Origin of the sequence: Bradyrhizobium oligotrophicum S58 (genome assembly GCF_000344805.1) — a bacterium.
GTDB lineage: Bacteria > Pseudomonadota > Alphaproteobacteria > Rhizobiales > Xanthobacteraceae > Bradyrhizobium > Bradyrhizobium oligotrophicum.
In genome coordinates, this window is sequence record NC_020453.1 from 2,404,360 (window position 1) to 2,419,823 (window position 15,464).

The 15,464-nt window shown below is 62.9% G+C and carries 12 protein-coding genes, 1 tRNA gene and 1 pseudogene; 9 read left to right on the plus strand and 5 right to left on the minus strand.

Going from position 1 to position 15,464, the window contains the following annotated elements; genetic code table 11:
• Positions 1-21 precede the first annotated feature (21 nt).
• From S58_RS10295 to S58_RS10315, 5 genes are all read left to right on the plus strand, one after another.
• Positions 22-1,041, plus strand: a complete 1,020-nt coding sequence (locus tag S58_RS10295; protein WP_015665232.1) for a TRAP transporter substrate-binding protein — start codon at positions 22-24, stop codon at positions 1,039-1,041.
• Positions 1,042-1,170: 129 nt separating this feature from the next.
• Positions 1,171-1,737, plus strand: a complete 567-nt coding sequence (locus S58_RS10300; RefSeq protein WP_015665233.1) for a TRAP transporter small permease — start codon at positions 1,171-1,173, stop codon at positions 1,735-1,737.
• Complete coding sequence (locus S58_RS10305; protein ID WP_015665234.1) at positions 1,734-3,059, plus strand: TRAP transporter large permease; 1,326 nt, start codon at positions 1,734-1,736, stop codon at positions 3,057-3,059. The genes S58_RS10300 and S58_RS10305 overlap by 4 nt, the downstream gene beginning before the upstream one ends.
• Positions 3,060-3,208: 149 nt before the next feature.
• The gene (locus tag S58_RS10310) at positions 3,209-3,814 is read left to right on the plus strand and encodes a Spy/CpxP family protein refolding chaperone (protein ID WP_015665235.1); all 606 of its coding nucleotides are present in this window, start codon (positions 3,209-3,211) and stop codon (positions 3,812-3,814) included.
• A gap of 164 nt (positions 3,815-3,978) precedes the next feature.
• Positions 3,979-4,054 (plus strand) — tRNA-Lys (locus S58_RS10315).
• 211 nt (positions 4,055-4,265) lie between these two features.
• On the opposite strand, the pseudogene S58_RS37440 reads toward S58_RS10315, so the two are convergent.
• A pseudogene (locus tag S58_RS37440) lies at positions 4,266-4,879 on the minus strand (IS5/IS1182 family transposase); the annotation flags it as partial.
• A gap of 232 nt (positions 4,880-5,111) precedes the next feature.
• Between S58_RS37440 and S58_RS38105 the strand changes: the two are divergent.
• A complete protein-coding gene (locus tag S58_RS38105) occupies positions 5,112-5,366 on the plus strand; it encodes a hypothetical protein (RefSeq protein ID WP_160167590.1) in 255 nt (84 codons plus the stop codon).
• Between the two features lie 378 nt (positions 5,367-5,744).
• Positions 5,745-6,764, plus strand: a complete 1,020-nt coding sequence (locus S58_RS10325) for an IS110 family RNA-guided transposase (RefSeq protein WP_015665238.1) — start codon at positions 5,745-5,747, stop codon at positions 6,762-6,764.
• A gap of 745 nt (positions 6,765-7,509) precedes the next feature.
• On the opposite strand, the gene S58_RS10330 is transcribed toward S58_RS10325, so the two are convergent.
• The 4 genes from S58_RS10330 to S58_RS39460 all read right to left on the minus strand — a co-directional run bounded on the left by S58_RS10330 (position 7,510) and on the right by S58_RS39460 (position 12,228).
• On the minus strand, positions 7,510-8,430 hold the full coding sequence (locus S58_RS10330) for an FAD binding domain-containing protein (RefSeq protein ID WP_015665239.1): 921 nt from the start codon (positions 8,428-8,430) through the stop codon (positions 7,510-7,512).
• A complete protein-coding gene (locus tag S58_RS10335; protein ID WP_015665240.1) occupies positions 8,427-11,114 on the minus strand; it encodes a molybdopterin-dependent oxidoreductase in 2,688 nt (895 codons plus the stop codon). The genes S58_RS10330 and S58_RS10335 overlap by 4 nt, the downstream gene beginning before the upstream one ends.
• The gene (locus S58_RS10340; protein ID WP_015665241.1) at positions 11,111-11,752 is read right to left on the minus strand and encodes a TetR/AcrR family transcriptional regulator; all 642 of its coding nucleotides are present in this window, start codon (positions 11,750-11,752) and stop codon (positions 11,111-11,113) included. Before S58_RS10340 ends, S58_RS10335 begins: the two co-directional genes overlap by 4 nt.
• A gap of 173 nt (positions 11,753-11,925) precedes the next feature.
• Positions 11,926-12,228: a VOC family protein gene (locus tag S58_RS39460; RefSeq protein ID WP_083938557.1), complete on the minus strand. Its 303-nt coding sequence runs from the start codon at positions 12,226-12,228 to the stop codon at positions 11,926-11,928.
• A 934-nt stretch (positions 12,229-13,162) separates the two neighbouring features.
• Between S58_RS39460 and S58_RS10345 the strand changes: the two genes are divergently transcribed.
• Both S58_RS10345 and S58_RS10350 read left to right on the plus strand, forming a co-directional pair.
• Complete coding sequence (locus S58_RS10345) at positions 13,163-13,858, plus strand: hypothetical protein (protein WP_015665242.1); 696 nt, start codon at positions 13,163-13,165, stop codon at positions 13,856-13,858.
• A 112-nt stretch (positions 13,859-13,970) separates the two neighbouring features.
• Positions 13,971-15,386 (plus strand): L-fucose/L-arabinose isomerase family protein, encoded by a 1,416-nt coding sequence (locus S58_RS10350; protein ID WP_144058292.1) that lies wholly within the window; start codon positions 13,971-13,973, stop codon positions 15,384-15,386.
• Positions 15,387-15,464: the final 78 nt, after the last annotated feature.

Here is a 15,464-nt window from a genome sequence, read left to right on the forward strand (position 1 = left end):
GGGGATCATCGGGAGGACACCTTGCATCAACTCAAATTCTGCCACCTCGTCGCCACCGCTGCTTCGCTCGCGGTTCTCGCGCTGGCCGGCCCGGCCTCGGCGGCCGACAATCCGATCGTGATCAAGTTCAGCCACGTGGTGGCGTCGAACACGCCGAAGGGGCTTGCCGCCGACAAGTTCAAGGAACTGGCCGAGAAGTACACCGACGGCAAGGTCAAGGTCGAGGTCTACCCGAACTCGCAGCTCTACAAGGACAAGGAAGAGCTCGAGGCGCTGCAGCTCGGTGCGGTCCAGATGCTGGCGCCGTCGAACTCCAAGTTCGGCCCGATCGGCATCAAGGAATTCGAGGTGTTCGATCTGCCCTACATCCTGCCCGACCTCGCCACCTTGCGGAAGGTGACCGACGGTCCTCTCGGGGCCAGGCTGCTCAAGCTTTTGGAACCGAAGGGCATGATCGGGCTGGCCTACTGGGACAACGGCTTCAAGCAGATGAGCGCCAACAAGAAGCTGGTCGATCCCGCCGACTACAAGGGCCTGAAGTTCCGCATCCAGTCGTCGAAGGTGCTTGACGCGCAGTTCCGCACGCTCGGCGCCATCCCCCAGGTCATGGCATTCTCGGAAGTCTACCAGGCGCTGCAGACCGGCGTCGTCGACGGCCAGGAGAACACGCCCTCGAACATCTATACGCAGAAGATGCACGAGGTGCAGAAGTACATCACGCTCACCAACCACGGCTACATCGGCTACGTCGTGGTCGTGAACAAGAAGTTCTGGGACGGCCTGCCGCCGGACCTTCGCGCCGCCTGCGACAAGGCGATGAAGGAAGCCACGGCCTATGGCAACAACCAGTCTGCCAAGGAGAATGACGACGCGCTGGAGGAGATCCGCAAATCCGGCAAGTCCGAGCTCGTCAAGCTGACGCCGGCGCAGGACGAGGCGATGCGCAAGGCGATGATGCCGGTCTACAAGGACGTCGCCGGGCGTGTTGGCCAGCCGCTGATCGACGAGTTCCTGAAAGAGACCCGCGGCACCACCAACTGATGCCTTGAACGAGAGATGCGCGGGCCGGCGGCCCGCGCTTGGTGATGGCGAAGCGGCCTGGCGGGGCGCCAGGAGAAGCAGACGGCGCAGTCAAGCGTCGCTTGACGTTTGATTGTGGGGGGAGGGGACTTGGGCTTCCTGTTGCGCATCCTCGATCGGCTCGAGGAAATCCTGATCGCATTTCTGATCGCGGCGGCGACCTCGATCATCTTCCTGGCGGTGCTGCATCGCTATCTGGTCGGCGTGCCGCTGCTCTATCCGCTCCTCTTCCCCATCGACATGTCCTGGGCGCAGGAGCTCTGCATCTACATGTTCGTGTGGATGGCGAAGTTCGGCGCCGCCTATGGCGTGCGCACCGGCATCCATGTCGGCGTCGATGTCGTGGTCAACATGCTCAGGCCGTCGCTGCGCAAGGTGACGGTGTTGTTCGGCCTGCTGTGCGGGGCGCTGTTCACCTCCATCATCGGCACCATGGGTGCCAAGTTCGTCTATGGTCTGTCGCAGACCGACCAGGTGACGCCGGATATGGAGCTGCCGAGCTGGCTGGTCTATCTCTGCATCCCGCTCGGCTCCTACCTGATGTGCTTCCGCTTCCTGCAGGTCGCCTGGCACTATCTCCGCCACGACGAGCTGCCGCATCACGACCACGCCTATGTCGAGGGCGTCGACGCCGCCGGCCCGGAGGCCGCGCGATGAGCAGCCTCCTCATCTTCAGCCTGCTCATCTTCCTGATGCTGACGGGCATGCCGATCTCGATCGCGCTCGGCCTCACCGTGCTGTCCTTCGTCTTCTTCATGACCAACGTGCCGACCGAGTCGGTCGCGCTGAAGCTGTTCACGGGCATCGACAATTTCGAGATCATGGCGATCCCGTTCTTCATCCTCGCCGGCAACTTCCTGACTCATGGCGGCGTCGCCCGGCGAATGATCAACTTCGCGACCTCGATGGTCGGGCACTGGTATGGCGGCCTCGGCCTTGCCGGCGTCATGGCCTGTGCGCTGTTCGCGGCCGTGTCCGGCTCGTCGCCCGCGACCGTGATCGCGATCGGCTCGATCATGCTGCCGGCGATGGTCCGCCAAGGCTTTCCCAAGCGCTTCGGCGCCGGCGTGATCACGACATCCGGCGCGCTCGGCATCCTGATCCCGCCATCGATCGTGATGGTGGTTTATGCGGTCGCCACCGGCGGCAGCATCGCGCTCGATCCCGCCGGCCACCGCGTCTCCTCGGCCTCCGTCGGTCAGCTGTTCATCGCCGGCGTGATCCCGGGCCTGATGCTGGCGAGCCTGCTCGGCTTCACGACCTTCTACCGCGCCTGGAAGAACGACTATCCGCGGATGAAGCGGGCGAGCTGGGCCGAGCGCTTCATTGCGTTCCGCAAATGCGTCTGGGGGCTGTTGCTGATCGTGATCGTGCTCGGCGGCATCTACACCGGCAAGTTCACGCCGACCGAGGCCGCCGCCGTCAGCGCCGTCTATGCCTTCGTCATCGCCGTGTTCGTCTACCGTGACATGTCGCTGAAGGACGTGCCGAAGGTCCTGCTCGGCTCGGCCAACATGAGCGCGATGATCCTCTACATCATCACCAACGCCGTGCTGTTCTCGTTCCTGATGGCCAACGAGAACATTCCGCAGCAGATCGCCAACTGGATGGCGTCGGCCGGCGTCAACTGGGCGGTGTTCCTGCTGGTCGTGAACGTCCTGCTGCTGCTCGCCGGAAACGTCATGGAGGCCACCTCGATCGTCCTGATCATGGCGCCGATTCTGTTCCCGGTGGCGGTCAAGCTCGGCATCCATCCGGTGCATCTCGGCATCCTGATGGTGGTCAACATGGAGGTCGGCATGTGCCACCCGCCGGTCGGGCTCAACCTCTACGTCGCCTCCGGCATCGCCAAGATGGGGATCACCGAGCTGACCATTGCCGTCATGCCCTGGCTGCTGACGATGCTCGGCTTCCTCGCGCTCGTCACCTACGTGCCGGAAATCTCGCTGTGGTTGCCGCGCATGCTGGGGATGCTTTGAGACGCAGCAACAAACTGAAACTGATTTGCAAAAACAGAAAGGGATTTGAAGCAATTACATCTTCGTAAGGTCGTACACTCTGTCCAAACTGTAAGTTGAAGGCGAGGCAAGGCAAGCTCATGCTGTGCCAGCTTTCCAAGGAGGTTGGCATGAGAAAGTTCACCATTGCCGCTGTCGCCGTGCTCGCCATCGCCGGTTCGACCGCAGTCTACGCCCAGCGCGGCTGGTTTCATGATCACATGCATCATGCGCGCATGAATCCGGAAGATCGCGCCGCCATGCTCGACGCGCGCATCGCATCCGTCCATGCCGGGCTGAAGCTGACGGCGGACCAGGAGAAATTGTGGCCGCCGGTCGAAAGCGCCGTGCGCGATCTCGTCAAGCTGCGCTTCGACCGTGCCAATGCGCGGATGAAGCCGGCCGACGACGCGCAGGACAAGGACGTCGATCCGGTGGCGCGGCTGCGCGAGCGGGCGGACACCATGGCGGTGACGGCGGACGCCATGAAGAAGGTCGCTGATGCCGCGGACCCGCTCTACAAGACGCTCGACGACGGCCAGAAGCGCCGGCTGTCGATGCTGACCCGGCCGATGGGGCGCATGATGGGTCCGGACGGCCCCCGGCACCACCGCTGGATGGAGCGCGGTGAGGGCGGCCCCGAGGATGGCCCGCGGTTCGGCGAGCATCGATTCGGCCCGGGATCGATGGGCCGCATGGGCTGGTCCGAGGAGGAGCGCGAGTCCGGACGGCTCTGAGCGCCGGTTAACGATCCTTCTGATTTCATTTGGGGAAAACCGCCGCCCGCCGGCGGTTTTTCTGCATCGAACATGCCGAAAAATCGTCTCTGATCGCTGGACATCCCGGAATCGCTTTGCTAAACGACCGGCTCTTGCGAAGGCTTTCTCCGGAAGCAAGCTCCGGGCGCATAGCTCAGTTGGTAGAGCAGCTGACTCTTAATCAGCGGGTCCTAGGTTCGAGCCCTAGTGCGCCCACCAAGCCTTTCAAGGACTTATGCCGAAACGCTGTTTGAAGTTGAAAAACTGAAACGGTTTTTCAAACGGTGTTTTTCGAGATCCTGCTCTCAATAATTTGAAAAGCGGACCAGAGGACGTGCGGCCGGCCAGCCGCGACCTTCGGTGTTGTCCAGCTCCAATCTCTTTGAACGTTAAGAAGCTGCTTGACGTCCGAATGGCGTATGCTGGACCACCAGAGGGTGACCAGAATTGAGGCCGGAAAATCCCTCAGCCATGCGAGGACTTGGCGGAGGTTGTGGCCGACGGCGGTGAGGATGACGTTGATGGCCTCACCCTCACGGCCCTTGAGATGGCTGCGGCCGAGATGCCCATTGCTCTTCATGTGGCCGAAGATCGGCTCGATGGCTGGGCAGCGGCACAACTCGCGTTCGATAACGTCGAATACGCCGCGCTTCTGCCCGGAGATGAAGACGCGGCGGACGTTCCGTCGTATGGCGCTACCCCTGTCCACAAGGCACTCTCGATGGCGCATCAGGTTAGCTTCTCGGTCGCCTCAATAATGCTTCCGAGCGAATAGCCGTCGTAGGGATTGCCGGGAGGGGACTGCGCATGGAGCACGAACCGGCTGCCCGGCTTGCGGCCGTTGGTGGTGACGATCGAAGCCTTGACGCCGAACTCGTAAGGCGCGGATGCCTTGCCCTTGCGGATGCATTCGACCTCCGGCGCGTGGACGGAATAGAGCTTCCAGCCGTGCTGGCGCTGCTGCTGTGACCTGACCTGGTTCGCGCGGGCCCGCGGCGTCTCGAACACTGCTTCGAGTTCGCGGCGCAATTGCCGACGATGGCGCTTTCAAGGGAATCCCAATCTGCAAGTTTCAGGCTTCCGAGCTTCGTCTCTGCCAACGCCTGCAATCGGAAATGCGCCAATATCCAGAAATCCGATTCCGGACCAGATACCTATTTTTTATCAAAAGACGACTAACCAGTTTGTCGAGGGGCACGCCGAACGAACTCAAGGCGCGCATTGTTGCTGCGTTCGAAAGCAGGTGCGTTTCGGCCGGTAGGTCGGAGGGATGATGATGCGAACGCCAATCGATCTTGACCTCGTCGGCATTCAATCGGTCACGCCATTTGCGGAGCGGGTGCGGCGACAACTGCGTGGCCGCGGCGTGGCGCGGATGCCCATCCAACTCAAGTTTATCGCCTCAACATGCATTGCCCAGAACGCCTGGGACGCGCGATTGCGTACATCCGGGGTGACGGTTAACCTGCTCTGCTTCTGCTTTCGGAGCGTCGTTTCTCGCTCGTCCCGGGCGCGGCGCAATTCCGTCTGATATTCTGTGAGTTTGCACACCGTGTCCTGGCCAACGAGCCGCTTCATACAACGCCTAAACACGGTCTCAGTGGGGTGCTGCTGACGGCAATATGTGCGGATCCTAAGACGACTTCCACGCCACGCTCAAGGTGCAGCGACCATCATTCGCGATGCGCTTTGTTCTCGAATGTTTGGGTCTCACGGTCTCACCGGAGATTCGTCACAGCCGCGGAGGGCCCGAAGTGAGCGGCAATGTACGATCCGAAAGCAGCGGACGGTTCAAACGGTTACGGGGCTACGGTCAAGTGCCGTCCGTAATCGACCTGACCGTCCAGCTGCTGACGGGGCAGCGGCGGCCATGCAGAATGAGCGCTCTCACCAACACAGGAGGCGCGCCATGGAGTTCTTCTGCGGACTGGATGTCGGCATGGATCAGACCGCGATTTGCGTGGTCGACGACAAGGGCGCCGTGCTGCTGGAGGTCGCGGTGACGACCGACCCGGCAACAATCAAGGGAGCACTGTCGCCGTATCTCGCCCGCCTGCGGCGGGTCGGCCACGAGGCCGGCGCGCTGTCGCCATGGCTGCATCCAGAATTGCTCCGTGTCGGCCTGCCGGCGATCTGTCTGGAGACCCAGCATGTGCGCGCCGCGCTGCATGCGCAGCGCAACAAGACCGACCGTGCGGACGCGCTCGGCATTGCACACATCATGCGCACCGGCTGGTTCCGGCGCGCGCGCATCAAGACCGCGCTGGGCTATCTGCTGCGACTGCAGCTGACGCATCGCCGTAATCTCAAGCGCAAATTCCTCGATCTTGAGAACGCGATCCGGCACTCGTTGAAGGCCTTCGGCATCCGACTCAACCGCATCGGCCGCGGCGGATTTGCGCAAGCCGTGCGCGACGCGGTGGCCGGCGGCGCGCTGATCAGCGAGCTGATCGACGCCATGCTCAATGCACGCGCGGTGCTATGGAAGGAGTACTGCCGGCTGCATGGCATGGTCGTCAAGCTGGTTGCCGGACACGAGCAATGCCGGCGCTTCATGCAGATTCCAGGCGTCGGGCCGATCGCCGCGCTGAGCTTCATGACGGCGATTGACGATCCATCGCGATTTAGGCGTTCACGCGACGTCGCGGCGTATCTTGGATTGACGTCGCGGCGCTGGCAGTCGGGCACCTCGATCGATGTGCAGGGGCAGATCAGCAAGGCGGGCGACGCCGATGTGCGGCGCGCGCTCTACGAGGCAGCGAGCGCGCTGCGCAAGGCGGTGGTCGCGGTGGCGGGCAAACTGGCCGTGATCATGCACGCGATGTGGTGCGACGGCACGACGTATTGCGGCGATCAGGCGGTCAGCACCGCCGACGCTGCCTCGCATGCCCAACGCAGGGACCGCAGGCTGCTGGGAGGGCTGGCATGAGCCAAAGCAACAACCATGCAGCAACGAACAGGCGTCGCGGACGACGCGCGAATTGATGGAGCTCCGCTGTCAGCGGATGAGGACCGGTGCAGATCCAAGACGACGGAACGCACGCTATCTTGCCTGCGACGCGGTACCCGAAAGGGCGGCGCGATCGCGCGAAATTGCCTGTGACGTGGCTCCGTCAGACCGATGGAAAATTGCGCCGCAACGGCTATGCTGCTGCCATCGTGCAGCCGCGCCACGCCGTCGCTGAGCGCGGAAAGCTGCACGGCGCACTGGGACTCCTCGCTGTCGAAGAGCTGCAGATCAGACCGCGCTGCAGGCGTGTTTTTGACGATGAAGATGGAGAGCACCGATGGCGAAAACGACGAAGACGATCGCGGCTGAAAGGCAGAGCAAGCGACGGTCGTAAGTTCTTGTATTCACTCATCGCAGCATGGCACCGCTCCGGGACAGATAGTGTTGTTACAAGAAGAAAGTCCTGAGAGATCAACGTCCGGAATGGCACTAATCGGAGCTTGGCGAGCTGTTTCGCAGAATTGGGACATACTTGGCCATGAGCGGATGGACGGACGCTGGCAGACCACCGGAGCTCAGTTAAGGCTGCCGCCTTCTCGTCGCTCCAGGCGATGCCCATTGCGGCTTCGTGGCAGCCGGTCAACATGATGGGCGACAGAGCGAGTTCGGCTGCGACGCCCGGTAGCAAGATCGGTGTCGACGTCTTCGCCACATGCGCGACCAGTTAGTCCGAGAGCCGCTCCAGCACGTCGCGCACCAGCCCCTGCAGAATGTCTAGCTTGTAGGCCGTCATCGGCAATGGTTTGGCACCCGAGCTTGCCGCTTTTGCCGCTTCTGCGATCGATGCCGCATTAGTACCCTTGCCACTGAGCTGGCCTTCTGCCGCGGTGAGGCGAAGCGGCACGGGCGCGACGCCGCCTGCAGCAAGACGCACGAGCTGGAACTTGCCGCCGGCGATCACAACGCGGGCGCAGAGTTCCACCAGGGGCCATTCCGCGTAGGTCCGGCCAATTGCCCGTTTGTAGGAAGCGCGCTCGCCCTCGAGCGGAGCAGGAAGCGCAGTGCTCTTGATCATCTCGCCTGCAGTGAGTGTATGATCGGCGTGCGAGACCGAGCCGTCACCGAGCAGGTCGGATATCGTCAATCCGCTGCGCCGGTCCGTGGTGATTTTCGCATCATAGGCGAGCAGAGCCGCTGCCATGGTCGAGGGGTGCGGCGCGACGCATTCGCCGAGATCGAAGGCAACGCCATAAAGATGATTGCCAGACCGAGCAGGGCAGGTGTTGCCGCTTTTCTTCAGGCAATTGATGTCGGCACGGCGGAAATACCAGCAGCGTGAACGCTGCGCGAGATTGCCGCCGAGCGTTGCAACATGGCGCACCTGTGGCGTGGCGAGCCCTTGTGCGCTCGCCGCAATACCGGGATAAGCTGCGGCGATGCGTGCGTCGGTCGCAATCGTGGCGATGGTAGTCAGCGCGCCGATCTGAACGGTGCCGTCGGCCTCCCAGGTGATCGTCTTGTCGCCGGTGTGCGAAATATCGATCGGGATTCCTTGCGACACGCCGCTGCGGCGGCGTTCGCTGAAGTCGGTACCCCCAGCGCGGAATTCAGGCGTGGGGTTGGGCGTGATGACGGCGACACTCATGCTGCATCCCTCCCTTTTAGCGCGGCGACCAGACGATCAGGCCGGAACGGAATTTCGGTCAGTCTCACGCCGATCGCATTGCGGATGGCGTTGGCGATCGCGGGTGAGGTCGGCACGGTCGCGACTTCGCCGATCCCGACGCTGCCGCCCGGCACATGCTCGAAACCGGATTCGTCGAAATGCACCTCCAGCTTCGGCATGTCGGCGATCCCCGGAATGCGGTAATCCTCCATGCTGCCGCTCAGGATGTGGCCGCTCAAAGGATCGGTCTCCCGCGTCTCATAGAGTGCGTAGCCGATGCCCTGGATCACCGCGCCTTCGGCCTGGCTTCGCGCCAGCGTCGGTGCGGCGAGCTTGCCGACCGCGAGGCCCGTATAGGCGTTGAGCACGCGCACATGCCCAAGCCAGGTATCGACCTCGACTTCCATCACCTGCACCGAGCTCGGCACGCCGGCGCCGACCACCATGTGGTTCATCAGACGCAGCACCCAACCGAACACCCGGCCCATCATTCCTGCCTGGTGTAGCGCAGGCCTGACTCCGGGCGGCGGCTTGCCGTCCTCCTGGCGTCTCGCCGACACGGCGATATCGGGAGAAGCCGCGATCATCTCGCGCCATGGGGCGTTCGAGCCCGGAGCAGGCGTTCGAGACGCGGTGCGCCTGATTTCTGCTTTCAGCTTTTCGATGGCAAGCAACGTGGGCGGAACCACCGAAGCGGTGACACGGCTGCCGCCGGAGCCCGGTCCGGGCGGCAGGTTGGAGCGGCCGATGCGAACTTCCACATCCTGCGGCTCGAGATCGAACGCCTTGGCGACGGTGTTGGCGAGCACGCTGCGCGTGCCCGTGCCGATATCCTGCACCGCGCAGCTTGCGACGATACGGCCACCCTCGACAGCGAGCTCGACCGAGGAGCCGGTCTGCCAGAGATACAGCCAGTAGCCGGTGGCGACGCCGACCCCGCGCCGGAAGCGGCCGGTCTGTGAGGCGGCCGGCTTGCGGCTCTTCCAGACATCGAGGCCGGCAGCCCAGTCGTACAGGCGCTGACGGTTGGGATCGGGATCCCAGAGCTTGCGCAGGTGAATCGGATCGATCTTCATCCGCAGCGCCGCTTCGTCGACCGCCTGCTCCAGCGCAAACGACATCGGTGGACCGCCGGGGCCGCGGAACGGCGCGCCTGGCGGCAGATTGCTGAGCACGTCGAAGTCAACGAGCTCTTTTGCTTCGGCCGGATAGATCAGCCGGGCCAGACCGGCGATCAGCGAGTTCACAGAAGCGCCGGTATCGGCATGAGCGGTAAACGACAGCGCCTTGAGGCGGCCTTCCGCCGAAGGCAGCAACGACAGCTTCAGCTCGGCGGCCGGACGATAGCCGGTGACGGAAAGCTCCTCCTCACGATCGAAGGCGACACGCACCGGCGCCTTCGCCGCGCGCGCAAGCTCGATCGCGGCGATGGTCTCCAGCCCGACGCTACCCTTGGAGCCGAACCCGCCACCGACATGATCGGCGATGACACGCACCTTGTTGTGCGGAAGGCGGAAACGCTTGGCGATCTTCTCCATGCTGTCGTGAATGGCCTGAGTCGAGATGTGCACGGTGAGCTGATCGCCGTCGAACCTGGCCACGGCCGCATGTGGTTCGAGGCTTGCGTGCTGTTGCGTCGAGACGCGGAAGGTCTCCTCGACCAGCAGCGGATTGCGTTGCTGGCGCGCCTCGTCGAGCCAGCTCTTGGCCTGCTTGGCTTTCTGCGAGAACGGCGCCGAAGGTCCGCGCACATTGCCTTTCCACGACACCGGAGCACCGCCGGCGCCCTCGGACACGTTGCCGGCACGCTTGCGGTCCTTCTTTTCGAACACGACTGGCGCGTCGTCGCGTCGCGCTGCATCGAGCCCGATCACGGCGGGTAAAGGCGATGCCTTGAAGCTGATCGCGGCGATAGCCCTCAGTGCGGTGCGGCGATCCTTGGCCGCGACGGCTGCAATCGGCGCGCCGACGAAGCGGACCATGTTGTCGTCGTCGAGCAGCGGAACGACCGCGGCAACGCCGGCCATGGCGCGCGCCGTTGCCAGATCGAGATCGGTGATCCTCGCATGCGCGACGTGCGAACGTAGGATGACGCCTTCGAGCTGGCCATCATGGTGGATGTCGACGGTGTAGCGGGCCAGTCCCGTCACCTTGTCGCGGGCTTCCAGTCGCGGCGCGATGGGATCGATGCCGTCGAAGCGGCCCGAGCATGCTTCGCCGACGGCGCGATAAATGCCTTCATAGGCGCCGCAGCGGCAGAGATGCCCCGATAGCGCAGCGGCGATCTCCCCGCGCGAGGGGGGCGCTGTGCCCTTGGTTGCGCGCCAGCTATCGTGGAACGCGGTGGCTTCGACGACAAAGCCGGGCGTGCAGAAGCCGCATTGGAGGGCGTCGTGCGCCATGAACGCCTTCTGCACCGGGTGCAACCCGGCTGCTCCGACGCCCTCGATGGTTGTCACCGATTTGTCGGCGGCCGCCTGCGCCGGCAAAAGGCAGCTCACGACGGGTGTGCCGTCGAGCAGCACGGTGCAGGCGCCGCAGACGCCGGAGCCGCAGACGAGCTTGGTGCCGGTGAGGTCACCATCGCGGATCACGTCGATCAAGAGCGCATCCGGATCATCGGGCAGCACCAGAGGCCGTCCGTTGATAGTCGTGCTAGTCATTTTCGAGCTCCCGCTTTGCGTAGGGACTTCTTTGCGGACGACGCCATCGCGCCGGCGATCAGCATGCGCAGCATGGTCTCGAGCTGTTTCAGGAACGCGTCGAACGGCTGCATGGAAGGGAAAGCGGATTTGGTGCCGTGGACCGCCATCTCGACGCAGCGGGCGAGCTCCCGCACGCTGACACCGCTTTCGAGAGTGAGCTTTCGCTTGCGGCACACCCGCGCGATCGTGGTTGCAATTTCGTCGGCGAAACGGATGGAATAGCTCTGGTAGAGGTCGCGCGCCTGCGCGAGGTGCTCGGAAAACAGCTCCTCAGTATGAGGCGAGTCGTTGAGCGAAGCGAGCATCGACTGCATGCGCGCGCCGATCTCGGCAACCAGGATGTCGGCAAGCTCGTAGCCCGCTTCCTCTGCCGCCTTCGCCGCCGCGATTTCGGCAGCGAGCCCTTGCTCGTAGAGCCGCTCGATCAATGCGCGAAACAGGGTCTCCTTGGAGGCGAAGTGATGATAGAGCGCCTGCCGCGTCAGTCCGGCTTCCTCGGCCGCCTGCTCGATCGAGGAGCGGCGGAAGCCGTGGCGCCGGAACACGCGCATGGCGGCGTCGAGGATCCGATCCTGGGGAGGAGCCTTGGCCTGCATCTTGTCAGATTTGACAAACGCGAATGAAATGTCAAATCACAGTTTGATGACGGTGTTCTACGCCGAAGAGCCAAAGGCGCTCAAAGGACACAGAGCATTCTCCAGAGGAGCAGGCGGTCATCTGGGTCCGTCTTCCGCGGAGCCTTCATCGAACCTGACTATGGTTGCTCTGACTATTCCGGCAATTGGCCCTTCGCGACGAAATCCGCCTCTGACCTGCGCCGCTGTAGAGCCGGGGCGGAAGACAATGGCCATTGGTGAGCACCATCTAATCTGATCCGTCTGTTTCCTGTTTCTGAGCGAGCGGAGCGATTTCCGCATGAATTCCTGGTTAGAGCATTCCCGTCAGGGTCGCGGAAGAACAGCGTGCGATGTTCGAATGGCTGATCAGTCGGCGGTGAAAGGACCGATATTCCCCGATCCTCCAAGGTGGCTGCACAAGTGTCTACGTCCTGTGGCAGCGACGCTGCGCTCATGCACGGAAATGCGGTTGATGAGTCGGCGGGGAAGTAAGTCGATCCCTCCCTCGTCCGAGCATTACGCGCGCCGTAGTTGAGGCTCGTCCGGCAAGGGCCAAGGCCGAAAGCAGTTCACGGTGAAGCGGAATCAACAGTCGTCGTCCCGTCTTCTGCTGCGCGACGGCTATCTTGTTTTCGGGCGTCATATGGGACGAGGCCACGCGGACGACGTCCGATCGTCGCTGACCAGGGCGTCCGGCAGCCCATCGGGGCACGTCAAGCTTGGTGCGAATTTGAGGTGCGTACCGCATTTATGGAGCGGATAAGCCCCTCAGCTGGTACGATGTACTCAGGTTGGCTGGGTGGAAAATCGGTTGGCTCCGCCACGAGGCGAGCGCGGATCGCCAACCTCCAATGCAATCCCGATCAGTGGATTGCCCATCAGCTCTATAATACTCGCAGCTCGGCGTTAGGCGACTGCTCCGCACGCCCCGGTACGTTGCTCAACGCCAGCTGCCGCAGGCATCCGAAGAGTTGCAACCACACAGAGACAATAACAACGTTGACAACCGTTGTCTAAATGAGGTACGTACCGCAAATTGGTCGGGCGCGTCGCTGATTGTGCAGCGTTGGTTCGGTCGCCTCGGGGAGTGGCGTCAAGACGCGCTGATGCGAAATTTCAAGTACTCGCCTGTGTTGAGCCGATGTTGTCGGAGCCTTCTCGCGGTCTGATCGGACCGGAGACGAGGGCGGCTGGCATCGTCGGGGCGGAGAACGCTGTGTGAATTCGGGCGGCAACAGGCCGAAGCTCTCGATTGTCACATCGCCGCATCCATGACCGGCGGTCCGGCTTCGCGCCGGCTTGCGGGGAGGATGCCGTTTGCGTCGGCGCTTGGTCGCGCCGGCTCTCGAGTGTCGCACGATCTGCAAAAAAAAATCGGGGAGAGCGCCAATGGTCAAGATCATCTCGATGCTCACGAACAACGATCTGACGGTCGAAAACGCCAGGGAAATGTTCGAGGCCTCCAATCATGCTCCGACCCAGTTCTGGGGCTTCAAGGACACCGGCATCTCGGCTGATCGTGCCGGCGAGCTGGCGAAGCTGATTGCAGACAAAGGCAAGACGATCGTGTTCGAATCGTTCGGCGAAACGCGGGACGACTGTCTGCGTGCAGCCGAATTCGCCATCCGCAACAAGTGCAAATATCTCATCGGCTGCCAATTCCACCCCTCCGTGGTCGCCCTTCTGCAGGGCTCGCCCGTGGTCTACTTCCCGACGATCGGGCGCCGTGCGGGCGTGCCGCGCTATCTCTATGGCAGCACCGAGGACGTCGTTCAGGACGGTCAGCGCGTCCTGGCGAGTGGCGCAGACGGCATCTGCCTGTCGATGTACCGCTACAAGGATGGCGATCCTCATGACCTTGGGGCGGCGGTCCTGAAGTCTGTCGGCGCCCACGCGACCATCGTCAGCGGCAGCATCAACACCTTCGAGCGCCTCAAGCAGGTGCGGAAACTGAGACCCTGGGGCTTCACCATCGGCTCTGCTTTGTTCGACGAGGCTTTCGGCAAGGGGCTGACCTGGCCCGAGCAGATCTCGGTCCTCGATGCCGTGCTGACCTGCGACGCCGGCGCAGCGCTGAGCGCATGAACCCAGGCGGATCGGTCCCACCCGACCGCATCCGCACTTCGAAACACGCCAGAGCCCATCGCTCATGCGCAGCAGATCGATAGCGTCGGCGCCAAAGGTTGGAAGCATCAAAATGAAGTCCATGAAATTTGGCATCATCGTTGGAAGCCGCGGTTTCTTTCCGGGCCATCTCGCGGCGACCGGCCGCGAGCATATGATCAGCGCGCTCGAGCGTGCCGGTCACGGCTGCGTGGTTCTTGGCACGGGCGATACCGAACATGGCGCGGTGCAGTCCTTCGAGGATGCCCGCAAATGCGCCGCGCTGTTCAAGAGCCGCGCTAGCGACATCGACGGCATCATCGTCACGCTTCCCAATTTCGGTGAAGAGCGGCCGATCGCCGACACCTTGCGCCTGTCCGGCCTCAACGTGCCCGTCCTGATCCAGGCGACCCCCGACGATCCCACGAGGATGTCGATCCAATGGCGCCGCGACAGCTTCTGCGGCAAGATGTCGGCCTGCAACAATCTGCGTCAGTATGGCATCCGCTATTCGCTGACCAAGTCGCACTGCGTTGATCCGCTCAGCGACGAGTTTCAGCAGGATCTCGCCCGCTTCTCGGCGATCTGCCGCGTCGTCGGGGGACTGCGCGGGCTGCGCATCGGCGCCATAGGCGCGCGGCCGCAGGCCTTCAACACCGTCCGCTACAGCGAGAAGCTGCTCGAGAGGGCGGGGATTTCCGTCATCACGCTGGACCTTTCAGAGATTCTCGGCCGTGTGTCGCGACTGAGCGACGACCACGCGATTGTCACCGAAAAGCTCGATGCCATCCGAAACTACATCGACATCAAGGGCGTGCCCCACGCCGCCATCCTCAGGCAGGCAAAGCTCGCAGCGGTGACCGAAGAGTGGATGCGGGAGGCCGATGTGTCCATCAGCGCGATCCAATGCTGGACCTCGCTGGAGGAAAACTATGGCGTCGTCCCCTGCACGATGATGAGCATGATGAGCTCGAAGCTGATGTCGAGCGCTTGCGAAGTCGATGTCTGCGGGCTGATCGGCATGCACATGCTGGCCCTGGCATCCGGGACGCCGAGCGCACTGCTCGACTGGAACAACAACTACGGCTCGAACGCCAACAAGGCCGTGTGCTTCCACTGCAGCAATCTGCCCAAGGAGTTCTTCAAGAATTACCGGATGGACTTCCAGGAAATCATTGCCGGCACTGTCGGCAAGGACAACACCTACGGAACGGTCGACGGCTCGATCAAGTCCGGCCACATGACCTTTATCCGCGTGAGCACCGACGACACATCCGGGCGGATCTGCGGCTATGTCGGGGAAGGCAAGTTCACCGAGGATCCGCTGGAAACCTTCGGCGGCGCCGGCGTGGTCGAAATCCCCGAAATGCAGAAACTGCTGCGCTATATCTGTGAGAATGGCTTCGAGCATCACGTCGCCGCGAACTTCTGCTCGGCCAGCGATGTGATCGTCGATGCGACGCGCAACTATCTCGGCTGGGATTTCCACCTGCACGACGGCAAGGCCTGACGCCGGCTCCAGGGGGCCGGCCTCGGCCGGCTTCGACATACGCCATCTTTTTTCGGAAACCGCTGGAGCGGCAGGCGC